This window comes from Luteimonas sp. A649, from assembly GCF_054072735.1.
Genome location: NZ_JBSVRQ010000006.1, coordinates 1 through 16,118 on the forward strand (window position 1 = coordinate 1; position 16,118 = coordinate 16,118).

A 16,118-nucleotide genomic window follows, 5' to 3' on the forward strand; every position below is an offset into this window, starting at 1 on the left:
CACGTGACCGATCGTGCCCACGTTCACGTGGGGCTTGGTGCGCTCGAACTTACCCTTGGCCATGATTGCTGTCTCTTCGAAAGTTGGTTGACTTGGTCGCCGTCTCTGGCGCCGCTTACTTCTTCTTGACCACTTCGTCGGCGATGTTCGACGGCGCTTCCGCGTAGTGGTCGAACTCCATCGTGAAGGTGGCGCGACCCTGCGACATCGAGCGCAGGCTGGTGGCGTAGCCGAACATCTCGCCCAGCGGGATCATCGCGTTGATGATCTTGCCCGACGGACTGTCGTCCTGGCCCTGGAGGATGCCGCGACGACGGCTCACGTCGCCCATCACGTCGCCCAGGTAATCCTCGGGGCTGACGATCTCGACCTTCATGATCGGCTCGAGCAGCACCGGGCTGGCCTTGCCAAAGCCTTCCTTGAAGCCCATCGAGCCGGCGATCTTGAACGCCATTTCCGACGAGTCGACCTCGTGGTACGAACCGTCGTACAGCTTCACCTTGACGTCCACGATCGGGTAGCCGGCGAGGATGCCGTTGGCCACCGCTTCCTGGATGCCCTTGTCGACGGCCGGGATGTATTCCTTGGGCACCACGCCGCCCACGATCGCGTTCTCGAACTCGTAGCCGGTGCCCGGCTCCTGCGGCGAGATCTCGAGCCACACGTGGCCGAACTGGCCCTTGCCGCCCGACTGGCGAACGAACTTGCCTTCGCACTTGACCGTCTTGCGGATGGTCTCGCGGTAGGCGACCTGCGGCTTGCCGACGTTGGCCTCGACGTTGAACTCGCGCTTCATGCGGTCAACGAGGATGTCCAGGTGCAGCTCGCCCATGCCGGCGATGATGGTCTGGCCGGATTCCTCGTCGGTCCGCACGCGGAACGAAGGATCTTCCTGCGCCAGGCGACCGAGCGCGATGCCCATCTTTTCCTGGTCCGACTTGGTCTTCGGCTCAACGGCCATCGAGATGACCGGCTCCGGGAAGATCATGCGCTCGAGCGTGATGATCGCGTCCTGCGCGCACAGCGTGTCGCCAGTGGTCACGTCCTTCAGGCCCACGGCCGCGGCGATGTCGCCGGCGCGGACTTCCTTGATCTCGGCGCGATCGTTGGAATGCATCTGCAGCAGGCGGCCGATGCGCTCCTTGCGCGACTTGATCGGGTTGTAGACCTGGTCGCCGGCATTGAGCACGCCCGAGTAGACGCGGAAGAAGGTCAGCGAGCCCACGAACGGATCGGTGATGATCTTGAACGCCAGCGCGGAGAACGGCGCCTTGTCGTCAGCCGCACGGGTCTCGGTCTCTTCGCGCTCGTTGATGCCCTGCACGGCGGGACGGTCGAGCGGCGACGGCAGCAGCTGGATCACGCCGTCGAGCATGGCCTGCACGCCCTTGTTCTTGAACGCGGTGCCGCAGAACACCGGCACGATCTCCACCTTGACGGTGCGCTCGCGCAGGCCGGCGATGATCTCTTCCTCGCTGAGCTCTCCGCCCTCGAGGTACTTGTCCATCAGCTCTTCAGTGGCCTCGGCCGCGGCCTCGATCATGAAGGCGCGTGCCTCGGCGGCCTTGTCGGCCAGCTCGGCGGGGATCTCGCGGTACTCGAACACCATGCCCTGCGAGGCGGTATCCCAGCGGATCGCCTTCATCTTCAGCAGGTCGATGACGCCCTCGAAGCCGTCTTCGGCACCGATCGGCACCTGCATCGGCACCGGGTTCGCACCCAGGCGCGACTTCAGCTGGCCCACGACCTTGTCGAAGTTGGCACCGGTGCGGTCCATCTTGTTGACGAAGGCAAGGCGCGGCACCTTGTACTTGTTGGCCTGACGCCACACGGTCTCGGACTGCGGCTGCACGCCACCCACGGCGCACAGCACGAACACCGCGCCGTCGAGCACGCGCAGGGAGCGCTCCACCTCGATGGTGAAGTCGACGTGCCCGGGGGTGTCGATGATGTTGAAGCGGTGCTGCGGCAGCGACTTGTCCATGCCCGACCAGAACGCGGTGGTGGCCGCCGACTGGATCGTGATGCCACGCTCCTGCTCCTGCTCCATCCAGTCCATGGTCGCGGCGCCGTCGTGCACTTCGCCCAGCTTGTGGCTGACGCCCGTGTAAAACAGGATGCGCTCGGACGTGGTGGTCTTGCCGGCATCGATGTGGGCCATGATGCCGAAGTTGCGATAGCGGTCGATGGGAGTGGTGCGGGCCACGGCGATCTCTCTATAGATGTTGTCCACAGACGCGGACGTGCGGAATTGGTTCCGGATGGCCGAATGCCGCCCTGCGGCGGCACCCGGCTACGCGACGATCGGGCCGGCGCGCTGCGCGCGGCCGGGCGCCGTTACCAGCGGTAGTGCGCGAAGGCCTTGTTGGCCTCGGCCATGCGGTGCGTTTCTTCGCGCTTCTTGATCGCGCCACCGCGGCTCTCGGATGCATCGATCAGCTCGCCGGCGAGCTTGCGCGGCATGCTGTTCTCGCCGCGCTTGCGGGCGGCGTCGATCAGCCAGCGCATCGCCAGCGCCATGCGGCGCGACTGGCGCACTTCGACCGGCACCTGGTAGGTGGCGCCACCGACGCGACGCGACTTCACCTCGACCGACGGCGAGATGTTGCCCAGCGCCTTCTCGACGACTTCCAGCGGGTTCGGGTTCTTTTCGCCGATGACGTCCATGGCACCGTAGACGATCTTCTCGGCGACGGACTTCTTGCCGCTGTACATGACCATGTTGATGAAGCGGGCGATCGTCTCGCTGCCATGCTTCGGGTCGGGCAGCACCGAGCGCTGCGGGGTGTTTCCTTTACGCGACATTGTTCTTGTGCCTTTTCAGTATCTGGTTCGAAGGGCGGGACAATCCAGGAAGGAGCGGATCAGCCCTTCGGACGCTTGGCGCCGTACTTGGAGCGGGCCTGCCTGCGCTTGGCGACGCCGGCGGCGTCGAGCGAGCCACGGACGGTGTGGTAACGCACACCCGGGAGGTCCTTGACGCGACCGCCGCGGATCAGCACCACCGAGTGCTCCTGCAGGTTGTGGCCTTCGCCACCGATGTAGGAGATGACCTCGTAGCCATTGGTCAGGCGCACCTTGGCGACCTTGCGAAGGGCCGAGTTCGGCTTCTTCGGGGTCGTGGTGTACACGCGGGTGCAGACGCCGCGACGCTGCGGGCAGTTCTGCAGCGCGGGCGAATTGCTCTGGTAGGTTTCCGGGCTGCGCGGCTTGCGCACAAGCTGGTTGATCGTTGCCATCGGTGTCGGGTCTTCTGCTTCGGGGCGCGGGGCCGCGGTGTGTATGAAAACGAAGGCAGGCGGATGAACCCGGCCTGCCGAGACGGAAAAGTATAGCCTGCGCCGACGGCCAGCGTCAACGCATGCGATGACCGGACAGGCGACGCCCCGGCATCCGGGACGCGACCTGGGTCGCAGTCTTCTTTCCCGCCCTTCCTGGGCCGAATACGAGGCGCCTCCATGGCACCTCATTTCGGAATCTGGGACGGCCCCGTGGGGCCGTCACTAACTTTGGATCAGTCTTCGGTGCCCTGGGCCAGGGGAGCATCGCCCCCCTCGACCGCGGCCGTCTCTTCGACGGCGGACTCTGCCACGCTGACCGCGGACAGTGCCTCCATCTCGGACTCGGTCAGCCCCGAGGCGTTCTTCCGGCGTTGCGCATGATACGCCATGCCGGTACCGGCAGGAATCAGGCGGCCGACGATCACGTTTTCCTTCAGGCCGCGCAGGCCGTCGCGGGTGCCGCGCACGGCAGCCTCGGTCAGCACGCGGGTGGTCTCCTGGAAGGAAGCCGCGGAGATGAACGACTCGGTCGCCAGCGACGCCTTGGTGATGCCCAGCAGGACCGGATCGAAATGCACCGGCAGCTCGCCCTTGGCGTTGTGCTTCTCGTTGGCCTCGATGACGCGCTGGCGCTCGGCCTGCTCACCGTTGAGGAAACGGGTGCTGTCGCCGGCGTCGGTGACCTCGACCTTGCGCAGCATCTGGCGGACGATCACTTCGATGTGCTTGTCGTTGATCTTCACGCCCTGCAGGCGGTAGACGTCCTGGATTTCCTTGGTCAGGTACGACGCCAGCTCCTCGACGCCCTTCAGGCGCAGGATGTCCTGCGGGCTCGGCTCGCCGTCCACCACGGTCTCGCCCTTCTCGACGTGCTCGCCTTCGAACACGATGATCTGGCGGTACTTCGGGATCAGCTCTTCGTGGTCGTCGCCGTCCACGCCCTTGATGATCAGGCGCTGCTTGCCCTTGGTGTCCTTGCCGAAGCTGACCACGCCCGACTTCTCGGCGAGGATCGCCGGGTCCTTGGGCTTGCGGGCTTCGAACAGGTCGGCCACGCGCGGCAGGCCGCCGGTGATGTCGCGGGTCTTCGAGGCTTCCTGCGGGATCTTGGCCACCACGTCGCCCACGCCCACCGCATCACCGTCCTGCATGTTGACGATGGAGCGCGGCGGCAGCATGTACTGCGCCGGCAGGTCGGTGCCCGGGATGTTGAGGCCCTCGCCGGTCTTGGCATCGACGATGCGGATCAGCGGACGCAGGTCCTTGGCCTGCGAACCACGGCGCTTGGGATCGGTGATCTCGCGCGAGGCCAGGCCGGTCAGGTCGTCGGTCTTCTCGATCACGGTCACGCCGTCGATGAAGTCCGCGAAGCGCATGACGCCCTTCACTTCCGACACGATCGGGTGGTTATGCGGGTCCCACGTCGCGATGGTCTGGCCGGCCTTGACCGCCATGCCGTCCTTCGCGTTGATGGTCGCGCCGTAGGGCAGCTTGTAGCGCTCGCGCTCACGGCCGTGCTGGTCGAGCACCGAAATCTCGCCCGACCGCGACACGCCGACCAGGTGGCCGTTGCCATGCGACACGGACTTGACGTTGTTGAACTTCACCGAGCCGGTGGTCTTGACCGTCACGTTGTCGATCGCCGCCGCACGCGACGCCGCACCACCGATGTGGAACGTACGCATGGTCAGCTGGGTGCCGGGCTCGCCGATCGACTGTGCGGCCACCACGCCCACGGCTTCGCCGAGGTTGACCAGGTGGCCACGGCCGAGGTCGCGGCCATAGCAGTTCGCACAGACGCCGAAGGACGATTCGCAGGTGATCGTCGAGCGGACCTGGATGGCCTGCACGCCGATCTCCTCGAGCTTCTGCACCCAGGCTTCGTCGAGCAGGGTGTTGCGGGTCACGACCGGATCCTCGTCGTCGCCGGGCATGAACACGTCCTCGGCCACCATGCGGCCGAGCACGCGGTCCTTCAGCGGCTCGACCACGTCGCCGCCTTCCACGATCGGGGTCATGGTCAGGCCTTCGCGGGTACCGCAATCGGTCTCGGTGATCACCACGTCCTGCGCCACGTCGACCAGGCGACGGGTCAGGTAACCGGAGTTCGCGGTCTTCAGCGCGGTATCCGCGAGGCCCTTTCGGGCACCGTGGGTCGAGATGAAGTACTGCTGGACGTTCAGGCCCTCGCGGAAGTTCGAGGTGATCGGGGTCTCGATGATCGAGCCGTCGGGCTTGGCCATCAGGCCGCGCATGCCGGCCAGCTGGCGGATCTGCGCCTGCGAACCACGCGCGCCGGAGTCGGCCATGATGTAGACCGAGTTCATCGACTTCTGCTCGACCTGCTCACCCTTGGCGTTGGTGACGATCTCGGTGCCGATGGTCTTCATCATCGCCTGGGCGACGCGCTCGTTGGTGCGCGACCAGATGTCCACGACCTTGTTGTAGCGCTCGCCGGCGGTGACCAGGCCGGACTGGTACTGCTGCTGGATCTCCAGCACCTCGGCCTCGGCCTCGGCGAGGATCCCCTTCTTCTCGTCCGGGATGATCATGTCGTCGATGCCGATCGACACGCCGGCGCGCGTGGCGTACGCGAAGCCGGTGTACATCAGCTTGTCGGCGAACACGACCGTGTCCTTCAGGCCGAGCATGCGGTAGCAGGAGTTGATCAGGCGGCTGATGTTCTTCTTCGTCAGCTCGACGTTGGCCAGCGCGAACGGCAGGCCCGCCGGGAGGATCTCGGCCAGCAGGGCGCGCCCGACCGTGGTGTCCACGATCGAGGTCTTCTGCTCGCGGTTGCCTTCCTCGTCGATCACCGTCTCGGTGATGCGCACCTTCACCTTGGCGTGCAGGCCGGCGACCTTGGCGTCGTAGGCGCGCTTGACCTCGGAGACGTTGGCGAACGCCATGCCCTCGCCCACCGTGTTCTCGAGCGCACGGGTCATGTAGTACAGCCCGAGCACCACGTCCTGCGACGGCACGATGATCGGCTCGCCGTTGGCGGGCGACAGGATGTTGTTGGACGACATCATCAGCGCGCGCGCTTCCAGCTGGGCTTCCAGCGAGAGCGGCACGTGGACGGCCATCTGGTCACCGTCGAAGTCGGCGTTGAACGCGGTGCAGACCAGCGGGTGCAGCTGGATGGCCTTGCCCTCGATCAGTACCGGCTCGAACGCCTGGATGCCCAGGCGGTGCAGGGTCGGCGCGCGGTTCAGCAGCACCGGGTGCTCGCGGATCACCTCTTCGAGGATGTCCCACACCTCGGCCTCTTCGCGCTCGACGAGCTTCTTGGCGGCCTTGATCGTCGTGGCCAGGCCACGGCGCTGCAGCTTGGCGAAGATGAAGGGCTTGAACAGCTCCAGCGCCATCTTCTTCGGCAGGCCGCACTCGTGCAGGCGCAGCGTCGGGCCGACCACGATGACCGAACGGCCCGAGTAGTCGACGCGCTTGCCGAGCAGGTTCTGGCGGAAGCGGCCCTGCTTGCCCTTGATCATGTCGGCCAGCGACTTGAGCGGGCGCTTGTTGGTGCCGGTGATGGCGCGGCCACGACGGCCGTTGTCCATCAGGGCGTCGACCGACTCCTGCAGCATGCGCTTCTCGTTGCGCACGATGATGTCGGGCGCATTGAGTTCGAGCAGGCGACGCAGGCGGTTGTTGCGGTTGATGACGCGGCGGTACAGGTCGTTCAGGTCGGAGGTCGCGAAGCGGCCACCGTCCAGCGGGACCAGCGGGCGCAGGTCCGGCGGCAGCACCGGCAGCACGGTCATGACCATCCACTCGGGGCGGTTGCCCGATTCGAGGAAGGCCTCGACCAGCTTGATGCGCTTGGTGAGGCGCTTGAGCTTGGTCTCGGAACCGGTGGCGGCGATGTCTTCCTTCAGCCGCACCATCTCGGCCTGGAGGTCGATCGTGCGCAGCAGGTCGAACACGGCCTCGGCGCCCATCGCGGCGTCGAAGTCGTCGCCGTGCTCCTGGCGCATCGTCATGAACTGCTCTTCGTTGAGCAGCTGGCCGCGCTCCATCGGAGTCAGGCCCGGCTCGGTGACGACGAACGCCTCGAAGTACAGGATGCGCTCGATGTCACGCAGGGTCATGTCCAGCATCAGGCCGATGCGCGACGGCAGCGACTTGAGGAACCAGATGTGCGCGGTGGGGCTGGCGAGGTCGATGTGGCCCATGCGCTCGCGGCGCACCTTGGCCAGCGTCACTTCCGTGCCGCACTTCTCGCACACCACGCCGCGGTGCTTCATGCGCTTGTACTTGCCGCACAGGCACTCGTAGTCCTTGACCGGCCCGAAGATGGCGGCGCAGAACAGGCCGTCGCGCTCGGGCTTGAAGGTGCGGTAGTTGATCGTCTCGGGCTTCTTCACTTCGCCGAACGACCACGAACGGATCAGGTCGGGCGAAGCCAGCGCGATCTTGATCGCGTCGAAGTCGAGCGTCGGGCGCTGCTGGTTGAACAGGTTCAGAAGGTCTTTCATGTGTTTCTCCGGGATCGGGAATCGAGGACGGGCTGCGGTGTTCGCGGGTGGCGGGGCGCGTCACGCGCGCCCTGCCCCCGGTTCGTCCTCAGTTCTCTTCCAGCTCCATGTTGATCGCGAGCGAGCGGATTTCCTTGACCAGCACGTTGAAGGACTCGGGCATGCCCGCGACCATCTCGTGTTCGCCGTCGACAATGTTCTTGTACATCTGGTTGCGGCCCTGCACGTCGTCGGATTTGACGGTCAGCATTTCCTGCAGCGTGTACGCCGCGCCGTAGGCCTCAAGGGCCCAGACCTCCATCTCGCCGAAGCGCTGGCCGCCGAACTGCGCCTTGCCGCCCAGCGGCTGCTGGGTGACGAGCGAGTACGGGCCGGTCGAACGCGCGTGCATCTTGTCGTCGACCAGGTGGTTGAGCTTCAGCATGTGCATGTAGCCCACGGTCACCTTGCGCTCGAAGGCCTCGCCGGTGCGGCCGTCGTACAGCTGCGCCTGGCCGCTGGTCGGCAGGTCGGCGAGCTCGAGCATGTGCTTGATCTCGGACTCCGCCGCGCCGTCGAACACCGGGGTGGCCATCGGCACGCCGCCGGTCAGGTTCTTCGCCAGCGTCAGCAGCTCCTCGTCGGAGAACTGCTTGAGGTCCACGCGCTGCCCATGCAGCTTGTTGTCGTGGTTGTAGATCTGGTCGAGGAACTTGCGCAGTTCGGCCACCTTGGCCTGCGCCTGCAGCATGCGGTCGATCTTCTGGCCCAGGCCCTTCGCTGCCCAGCCCAGGTGGACCTCGAGGATCTGGCCGATGTTCATTCGGCTCGGCACGCCCAGCGGGTTGAGCACGATGTCCACGGTCTCGCCGTTGGCCATGTGCGGCATGTCCTGCACCGGCACGATGGTGGACACGACGCCCTTGTTGCCGTGGCGGCCGGCCATCTTGTCGCCCGGCTGGATGCGGCGCTTCACCGCCAGGTACACCTTCACCATCTTCAGCACGCCCGGGGCGAGGTCGTCGCCCTGGGTGATCTTGCCGCGCTTGTCCTGGAAACGGCGCTCGAACTCTTCCTCGTGCACCTGGATCTGCTTGGCGGCACGCTCGATCGCGTCGGCGGCGTCGTCGTCCTTCATGCGCAGCTGCAGCCAGTCGGACTTCTTCAGGCCGTCGAGCACCAGCGACGACACGGTGTCGCCCTTCTTCACGCCCGGGCCGCCGTTGGCGGTCTTGCCCAGCAGCTGCTCGCGCAGGCGGGCGTAGATCGCGCCCTCGAGGATGCGGAACTGGTCGTCGAAGTCCTTCTTGACGGCCTTGATCTCGCTTTCTTCGATCTGCTTGGCGCGCTTGTCCTTCTCGATGCCGTCGCGGGTGAAGACCTGCACGTCGATGACGGTGCCGTCCATGCCCGGCGGCACGCGCAGCGAGCTGTCCTTAACGTCGGACGCCTTCTCGCCGAAGATCGCGCGCAGCAGCTTCTCTTCCGGGGTCAGCTGGCTTTCGCCCTTCGGCGTGACCTTGCCGACCAGGATGTCGCCTGCGCGCACCTCGGCACCGATGTACACCACGCCCGACTCGTCGAGGCGGTTCAGCGCCTGCTCGGAGACGTTCGGGATGTCGGCCGAGATCTCCTCCGGGCCCAGCTTCGTGTCGCGGGCGACGGCGGTGAGCTCCTCGATGTGGATCGTGGTGTAGCGGTCTTCCTTGACCACGCGCTCGGACAGGAGGATCGAGTCCTCGAAGTTGTAGCCGTTCCACGGCATGAACGCGACCAGCATGTTCTGGCCCAGGGCCAGCTCGCCGATGTCGGTCGAGGGACCGTCGGCCAGGACGTCGCCGCGCGCGACCACGTCGCCCACGTTGACCAGCGGGGTCTGGTTGATGCAGGTGTTCTGGTTGGAACGCGTGTACTTGATCAGGTTGTAGATGTCGACGCCGGCATCGGTTTCACCGGAGATCTCGTCCTCGTTCACCTTGACCACGATGCGCGCGGCATCGATCTGCTCGATCACGCCGCCACGGCGCGCGTTCACGGTCACGCCCGAGTCGCGCGCCACGGCGCGCTCGATGCCGGTGCCGACCAGCGGCTTCTCGCTGCGCAGCGTCGGCACGGCCTGGCGCTGCATGTTGGCGCCCATCAGCGCGCGGTTGGCATCGTCGTGCTCGAGGAACGGGACCAGCGCCGCCGCGACCGACACGGTCTGCATCGGCGACACGTCCATGTAGTGGATCTCGCTCGGCGGCTTGAGCAGGTTCTCGCCCTGGAAGCGGCAGGCGATGAACGGCGCGTCCAGCTTGCCCTTCTCGTCCTGCGGTGCGTTCACCTGCGCGATGACGTACTCGTTCTCCTCGATCGCCGAGAGGAACTCGACGTCGTCGGTGACCTTGCCGTCCACGACCTTGCGGTACGGCGTCTCGAGGAAGCCGTAGTTGTTGGTGCGCGCGAACACGGCCAGCGAGTTGATCAGGCCGATGTTCGGGCCTTCAGGGGTCTCGATGGTGCAGACGCGGCCGTAATGGGTCGGGTGCACGTCGCGCACTTCGAAGCCGGCGCGCTCGCGGGTCAGGCCGCCCGGTCCAAGGGCCGACACGCGGCGCTTGTGGGTGACCTCGGACAGCGGGTTGTTCTGGTCCATGAACTGCGACAGCTGCGACGAACCGAAGAACTCCTTCACCGCCGCCGCGACCGGCTTGGCGTTGATCAGTTCCTGCGGGGTCAGGCCATCGGCCTCGGCCATGGTCAGGCGCTCGCGCACGGCGCGCTCGACGCGCACCAGGCCGACGCGGAACACGTTCTCGGCCATCTCGCCGACCGACCTGACGCGGCGGTTGCCGAGGTGGTCGATGTCGTCGACCACGCCGCGGCCGTTGCGGATCTCGGTCAGCACCTTCAGCACGTCGAGGATGTCGGAGCTGTCGCCGCAGGCCTCGCGCAGGCGGGCGGAGTCGTCGTCCTTGCGCTCGGCGAAGTACTTGGCGTCGTACAGCACGGGCGCGCCGGTGGTTTCCTTGCGGCCGATGCGACGGTTGAACTTCATCCGGCCCACGGCCGAGAGGTCGTAGCGCTCGAAGGTGAAGAACAGGTTGTGGAACAGGTTCTGCGCGGCGTCCTTGGTCGGCGGCTCGCCGGGACGCATCATGCGGTAGATCTCGACCAGGGCCTCGAGCTGGGTCTTGGTCGCGTCGATGCGCAGGGTGTTGGACAGGTACGCGCCGCGATCGAGGTCGTTGGTCCAGATCGTGCCGACGGCGTCGATGCCCGCCTTGCGCAGGGCCTCGAGCATCTCCTCGGTGATCTCGTCGTTGGCCGAGGCCACCAGCTCGCCGGTGGCGGCGTCGATGACGTCGTGCGAAAGCACGCGGCCGACCAGGTAGCTGTCGGGCACGGCCAGCGCTTCGATGCCGGAATCGGTCAGCTGCTTGACGTGGCGCGCGGTGATGCGGCGGCCGGCTTCGACGATCACGCGATCGCCATCGGCCAGGTCGAAGTCCAGGGTTTCGCCGCGCAGGCGCTCGGGCACGAGCGCGAGCTGCACGCCTTCCTCGGGATCGATGTGGAAGTGGTTGATCTCGAAGAACTCGTGCAGCATTTCTTCGTTGTTGTAACCGAGCGCGCGCAGCAACACCGAGACCGGCAGCTTGCGGCGGCGGTCGATGCGGGTGAACAGCGCGTCCTTCGGGTCGAACTCGAAGTCCAGCCAGGAACCGCGGTACGGGATGATGCGGGCGCTGTACAGCAGCTTGCCCGAGCTGTGGGTCTTGCCACGATCGTGGTCGAAGAACACGCCCGGCGAACGGTGCAGCTGCGAGACGATGACGCGCTCGGTGCCGTTGACGATGAAGGTGCCGTTGTCGGTCATGAGCGGAATCTCGCCCATGTAGACCTCCTGCTCCTTCACGTACTTGATGGCCTTCGACGACGACTCGCGGTCGTAGATCACCAGGCGCACGGTCACGCGCAGCGGGGCGCCGTAGCTGAGGCCGCGGTTGCGGCACTCACGCTCGTCGAACACCGGGTCGCCGAGCTTGTAGCCGACGTACTCCAGCGCTGCGTAGCCGTTGTAGCTGGTGATGGGGAACACGGACTTGAGGGCGGCGTGCAGGCCACGGTCTTCGCGGCGCGCGGGATCCTTGCCGGCCTGCAGGAACTCGCGATAGGAGTCGACCTGGATGGCGAGCAGGAACGGCACCTCGAGGATCGAACGGCGCTTGCCGAAGTCCTTGCGGATGCGCTTCTTCTCGGTGAACGAATATGACGTCGTCATGGGGAGCTACCGCCTTTGGCATCTGCGGGCCGCGCGCGGCGCGACCCAGGGGGAACAATGAACCGCCAGTTGGAAGTTGCTGGTATTGCCGGCACCAGCACGCCTTCTCCCGCTACTTCCAACTGCCGACTCGGTGTCGGTTCTAACCAGCCGTTACAACGGCCGAAGGCCGGGGGCTTACGCCCCCAGCCTCGTGGTCGCCTCGTGACGCAGGCGACGCGACAACGCTTACTTGACTTCGACCGTGGCGCCGGCCGCTTCCAGATCCTTCTTGATCTTCTCGGCTTCGTCCTTCGACGCGCCTTCCTTGACCACGCCACCGGCTTCGGTCAGGTCCTTGGCTTCCTTCAGGCCCAGGCCGGTGATCGCGCGGACCACCTTGATGACCTCGACCTTCTTGTCGCCAGGCGACTTCAGGGTCACGTTGAACTCGGTCTGCTCTTCGACGACCGCGGCGGCGGCAGCCGGACCGGCGGCCATGGCGACCGGGGCGGCGGCGGACACGCCGAACTTCTCTTCCATCGCCTTGACCAGCTCCATCACCTCGATGAGGGTCTTGCTGCTGATCGCTTCGATGATCTGCTCGTTGGAAAGGGACATCTCGATACCTCTGGTTATCTAATGTTGGAAAACGTCTGTGGTCGGTTGTCGACCGAACTGTTGCCTCAAGCCGCCTGCTGCTGGCCGACCGCGTTGGTGACGCGGGCGACCTGCGAGGCCGGCTCGGCCAGCACGCGCACCAGCATGGTGGCGGGCTGGACCATGACGCTGAGCAGCATCGACAGCGCTTCGTCACGCGTCGGGAGCGAAGCCAGGACATCCACATGGGAGCCCGGGTACTTCTGCCCGCCGATCGCCACGAGGCGCGGCTTCAGCTTGTCGTTCGCCTTGGCGAACTCCTTGATCAGGCGTCCGGCGGCGCCGGGGTCTTCCTTCGAGAAGGCATACAGCAGGGGACCGGTCAGCTCATCCTTGACGATGGCGTAATCGGTATCCTCGACTGCACGCGAGACCAGCGTGTTCTTCGCGACCTTCAGGTACACGCCTTCGGCGCGCGCCTTCTTTCGCATGCTGGTCAACTGCTCGACGGTCAGGCCCACGTACTCCGCGGCAACCAGCGAGTGCGCCTTGGCGGCGACCTCGGCCAGTTCGGCAACGACTTCCTTCTTCTGGTTCAGATTGAGAGCCATTGCACTTCCTCCGTACTTCGCAATCCGGCCTGGCGCATCCGCGCCTGGCCGGTCCTTTGTCGACACCAGTCCCTTGGTGCCGGGGACGCCGCAAGCGGCATCCCGTTGGTGGCCGTTTTCCGTCTGGATCGATGAAGCCCTGATCTTTGGGAGGGTCGGCAACCATCTGCGCAGGCCCGTCGCCGCTCTCGCGGTTCGAGGATTAAGCGCCCTGCGGCGGCAACGACGGCGAATCCATGCCAGTTCGAGCATCCCTGCCCGTCGTCGCTGCCACGCAGGCCGCGCCTGCGGTCTTTGACGGCCCCGCCTCGGGCGTGTGCCCTTGGCGATGCCCTCAAAACCTTCTTACTTGAGCGCCAGCGTCGACTGGTCCACGGCGACGCCGGGGCCCATGGTCGAGCTGACCGAAACCTTCTGCAGGTACTGGCCCTTGGCCGTGGCCGGCTTGGCCTTGACCAGGTCCATCAGCAGCGCCTGCAGGTTTTCCTTCAGGCGGTCCGACTCGAAGTCGGCCTTGCCGATGGTGCAGTGGATGATGCCGGCCTTGTCGGTGCGGTAGCGGACCTGGCCGCCCTTCGCGTTCTTGACCGCCTCGCCCGGGTTCGCCGACACGGTGCCGACCTTCGGGTTGGGCATCAGGCCACGCGGGCCGAGCAGCGTGCCGAGCTTGCCGACCACGCGCATGGCGTCCGGGGTGGCGATCACGACGTCATAGCTGAGGTCGCCGGCCTGCATCTTCTCGGCCAGGTCGTCCATGCCGACGGCGTCGGCGCCAGCGGCCAGGGCTTCTTCGGCCTTGGCGCCCGCCGGGGCAAACACCGCCACGCGCACGGACTTGCCGGTGCCCTGCGGCAGCACGGTCGAGCCACGGACCTGCTGGTCCGACTTGCGGGCGTCCACGCCCAGGCGCACGGCCACGTCGACGGCTTCGACGAACTTGGCCTTGCTGTGTTCCTTGACGATCTTCAGTGCCTCGTCGATGGCATAGGCCTTGCCCGGGACAACCGCGGCCTTGATGCTCTTCTGTCGCTTGGTCTGTGCCATGTCTTCAGCCCTCCACCGACAGGCCCATCGAACGGGCGGAGCCCTCGATGGTGCGAACTGCTGCTTCCAGGTCGGCCGCCGTCAGGTCGGCCTCCTTCATCTTCGCGATTTCTTCGAGCTGGGCGCGGGTGACCTTGCCCACCTTCTCGGTGTTCGGGCGCTTGGAACCCGAGGCCACGCCGGCAGCCTTGCGCAACAACACCGCAGCCGGGGTCGACTTGGTGATGAAGGTGAAGGTGCGGTCCGAATACGCGGTGATGATCACCGGGGTCGGCAGGCCGGGCTCGAGCTTCTGCGTGGCGGCGTTGAACGCCTTGCAGAACTCCATGATGTTCAGGCCGCGCTGGCCCAGGGCAGGACCGACCGGCGGCGAAGGATTCGCCTGACCCGCCTTGACCTGAAGCTTGATGTAACCGACGACTTTCTTAGCCATTGTCCTCTCCGGGTGCGAACGCCTGTCAGGCTCCCCATCGGGCCGGGAATCACGCGTCCCGGTATCGCGTCGCGACGCGCAAAGGCCGCCAGGGCGGCGGCCAATGCGTTTTGCCCGATTTCAGGGCAGGAAGCCGCGCACTATAGCAGCTTCCGGATCTTGCCGCCAAGAGGCGGACTCAGGCCTTTTCGACCTGCCCGAACTCCAGCTCGACCGGGGTCGAGCGGCCGAAGATGAGCACGGCCACGCGCAGGCGGCTCTTCTCGTAGTTGACTTCCTCGACCACGCCGTTGAAGTCGTTGAAGGGGCCGTCGACGACCCGGACCATCTGGCCGGCCTCGAACAGGACCTTGGGACGGGGCTTCTCAACGCCTTCCTGGACGCGGGCGAGGATGGCATCGGCCTCCTCGTCGCGGATCGGCAGCGGCTGGGCGGCGGTACCGCCGATGAAGCCCATGACCTTGGGGGTTTCCTTGACCAGGTGCCAGCTCTCGCTGTCGATGCGCGGGATGCCGCCCTCGTCCTGGGTGGCGATCTGGACCAGGACATAGCCGGGGAAGAACTTGCGCTCGGAGCGGCGCTTCTGGCCCGAGCGCATCTCCACGATTTCCTCGGTCGGGACCATCACGTCGCCGAACCTTTCTTCCATGTCCATGCGCACGATGCGGTCACGCAGCGCCTGCGCCACCGACTTCTCGAAGCCGGAATAGGCATGGACCACGTACCAGCGCTTGACGATCTCGCTTTCCATCGACTCAGTCATCTCCATCAGTTGCCGAGCAGCAGGCGGATGACCCACTGGATCACCAGGTCGAAGCCGGCGAGCATCAGGCTGATGATCACGACGACCAGCATCACCACCCAGCTCATGCGCATGGCTTCCTGGCGGGTCGGCCAGACCACTTTGCGCAGCTCGAAGCGGGCTTCGGAGAGGAATTCGCGCATCTGGTGGCCCTTGACGCTGGTCAGGAAGACCACCAGCGCGGCGGCGGCGCCGCCAACCACGGCCAGCACGCGCAGCGGCGTCGGCCACTGGCCTTCGAACCAGTAGAACGCGACCAACCCACCGAGCAGCAGCAGGGATGCGGCCACGTACTTGGCGACATCGGTCGCCGAAGCCTGGTTCCTAGAGTGTTCAACCCTGCTGTTCAAGACGCTATCGCCCTCGTTGCGGCATGGCACGCCAGGAGGGACTCGAACCCCCAACCTGCGGTTTTGGAGACCGCTGCTCTGCCAATTGAGCTACTGGCGTGTACAAAAAAATTGGCACCTCTTAGACGCCAACGGCGAGCCGCTCCCGACTCGCCCCGGCGTCTACCACAGGCCGTCGGCGTGAGCCGATGGCCGCTGGCGCTATCCGGCCCGAGGGCCGGATCAACGGCAGCACGTATCGCGGCGGCCAACGGCCGCCGGGATACGCTGACTTACTTGATGACCTTGGCA

The 16,118-nt window shown here is 65.9% G+C and carries 11 protein-coding genes and 1 tRNA gene; all 12 read right to left on the reverse strand.

From position 1 onward, the window contains the following. Window positions 1–115 precede the first annotated feature (115 nt). The 12 genes from fusA to ACW5E8_RS14530 all read right to left on the reverse strand — a co-directional run bounded on the left by fusA (window position 116) and on the right by ACW5E8_RS14530 (window position 15,927). The gene (gene fusA / locus ACW5E8_RS14475) at window positions 116–2,206 is read right to left on the reverse strand and encodes an elongation factor G (RefSeq protein WP_456966243.1); all 2,091 of its coding nucleotides are present in this window, start codon (window positions 2,204–2,206) and stop codon (window positions 116–118) included. A 131-nt stretch (window positions 2,207–2,337) separates the two neighbouring features. Further along, window positions 2,338–2,805 (reverse strand): 30S ribosomal protein S7, encoded by a 468-nt coding sequence (gene rpsG / locus ACW5E8_RS14480; RefSeq protein WP_456966244.1) that lies wholly within the window; start codon window positions 2,803–2,805, stop codon window positions 2,338–2,340. Between the two features lie 59 nt (window positions 2,806–2,864). After that, window positions 2,865–3,239: a 30S ribosomal protein S12 gene (gene rpsL, locus ACW5E8_RS14485; protein WP_132985276.1), complete on the reverse strand. Its 375-nt coding sequence runs from the start codon at window positions 3,237–3,239 to the stop codon at window positions 2,865–2,867. A gap of 275 nt (window positions 3,240–3,514) precedes the next feature. Continuing rightward, window positions 3,515–7,762, reverse strand: a complete 4,248-nt coding sequence (rpoC, locus tag ACW5E8_RS14490) for a DNA-directed RNA polymerase subunit beta' (protein ID WP_456966245.1) — start codon at window positions 7,760–7,762, stop codon at window positions 3,515–3,517. Between the two features lie 88 nt (window positions 7,763–7,850). After that, window positions 7,851–12,008, reverse strand: coding sequence for a DNA-directed RNA polymerase subunit beta (gene rpoB / locus ACW5E8_RS14495; RefSeq protein WP_456966246.1), 4,158 nt, complete (start codon window positions 12,006–12,008; stop codon window positions 7,851–7,853). A 228-nt stretch (window positions 12,009–12,236) separates the two neighbouring features. Further along, a complete protein-coding gene (gene rplL / locus ACW5E8_RS14500; protein WP_456966247.1) occupies window positions 12,237–12,608 on the reverse strand; it encodes a 50S ribosomal protein L7/L12 in 372 nt (123 codons plus the stop codon). Between the two features lie 65 nt (window positions 12,609–12,673). Beyond that, entirely contained in the window at window positions 12,674–13,198 is a 525-nt protein-coding gene (rplJ, locus tag ACW5E8_RS14505; protein ID WP_456966248.1) for a 50S ribosomal protein L10, read from the reverse strand. Between the two features lie 345 nt (window positions 13,199–13,543). Next, window positions 13,544–14,242 (reverse strand): 50S ribosomal protein L1, encoded by a 699-nt coding sequence (gene rplA / locus ACW5E8_RS14510; protein ID WP_456966249.1) that lies wholly within the window; start codon window positions 14,240–14,242, stop codon window positions 13,544–13,546. Between the two features lie 4 nt (window positions 14,243–14,246). After that, the gene (rplK, locus tag ACW5E8_RS14515; RefSeq protein ID WP_199363277.1) at window positions 14,247–14,675 is read right to left on the reverse strand and encodes a 50S ribosomal protein L11; all 429 of its coding nucleotides are present in this window, start codon (window positions 14,673–14,675) and stop codon (window positions 14,247–14,249) included. Between the two features lie 178 nt (window positions 14,676–14,853). Beyond that, entirely contained in the window at window positions 14,854–15,426 is a 573-nt protein-coding gene (gene nusG / locus ACW5E8_RS14520; protein WP_456966251.1) for a transcription termination/antitermination protein NusG, read from the reverse strand. Window positions 15,427–15,443: 17 nt separating this feature from the next. Continuing rightward, a complete protein-coding gene (secE, locus tag ACW5E8_RS14525; RefSeq protein WP_456966250.1) occupies window positions 15,444–15,827 on the reverse strand; it encodes a preprotein translocase subunit SecE in 384 nt (127 codons plus the stop codon). A 24-nt stretch (window positions 15,828–15,851) separates the two neighbouring features. Beyond that, a tRNA-Trp gene (locus tag ACW5E8_RS14530) sits at window positions 15,852–15,927 on the reverse strand. Window positions 15,928–16,118 lie beyond the last annotated feature (191 nt).